Here is an 821-nt window from a genome sequence, read left to right on the forward strand (position 1 = left end):
CGATTGGCGATGAGCACCTTGGTCAGCACGCCGACTCCAGGGGTGCGCCCGAGGTGACGTCGAGCCGGTCGACGGCCTCGACGATCCCGCGGATGTCCGCTCCGGGGGTGAAGACGGCGTCGGCGCCCATGGCCCGAAGGGCGTGGACGTCGGCGTCCGGGATGATGCCGCCGACGAGGACGCGGGTGTCACCCGCGTCCTCCTGCGCCAGCAGGTGGAGCACCTTCTCGACGATCGTCAGGTGTGCGCCGGAGAGGATGGAGAGTCCCAGGATCGGGGCGTCCTCGGAGACGACGGTGGCGACGATCTGTTCGGGGGTCTGGTGCAGTCCGGTGTAGATCACCTCGTAGCCGGCGTCGCGCAGGGCGCGGGCGATGACCTTGGCGCCACGGTCATGGCCGTCGAGCCCGGGCTTGGCGATCACCACTCGGGCGCGCGGTGCCGGCGGGGAACCGGCGCGCTCCGTCCGCTGGTGCAGGACGTTCATGGTCTCTCCGATCGGATGGTTCGGGGGCGGGCGAGGGAGGCGCGGTCGTGCCGGTTCAGCTCGGCCAGTAGGTGCGGGTCCAGGCGGCCGGCCCCGGCGCGGGCAGCCGGCCGGCCGCCAGGCGGGCCGGATCGGACCAGGCATCGCGCGGCGCGGCCGCGCCGGGCGCCGCGGCGAACGCCGCCGCGGCGCGGGCGCGGACCACCGCCAGGGCGGCGGCCAGCTCCTCCGGGGTCGGATTGCCCCGGACGATCCTGATGGTCACGTCGGCTCCTCACAGGGGGATGTTGCCGTGCTTCTTCGGCGGCAGCGTGGCCCGCTTGGTGCGCAGCTG

At 74.1% G+C, this 821-nt stretch carries 2 protein-coding genes; both read right to left on the reverse strand.

Features of this window, described 5'->3' with window-relative positions; genetic code table 11:
• Nucleotides 1-22 precede the first annotated feature (22 nt).
• On the reverse strand, nt 23-487 hold the full coding sequence (locus B7L92_RS38330) for a cobalamin B12-binding domain-containing protein (protein ID WP_081241660.1): 465 nt from the start codon (nt 485-487) through the stop codon (nt 23-25).
• Nucleotides 488-542: 55 nt separating this feature from the next.
• Complete coding sequence (locus tag B7L92_RS38335) at nt 543-752, reverse strand: acyl-CoA carboxylase epsilon subunit (RefSeq protein WP_081241661.1); 210 nt, start codon at nt 750-752, stop codon at nt 543-545.
• Between the last annotated feature and the right edge of the window lie 69 nt (nt 753-821).

This window comes from Streptomyces viridosporus, from assembly GCF_002078235.1.
Taxonomy (GTDB): domain Bacteria; phylum Actinomycetota; class Actinomycetes; order Streptomycetales; family Streptomycetaceae; genus Streptomyces; species Streptomyces viridosporus.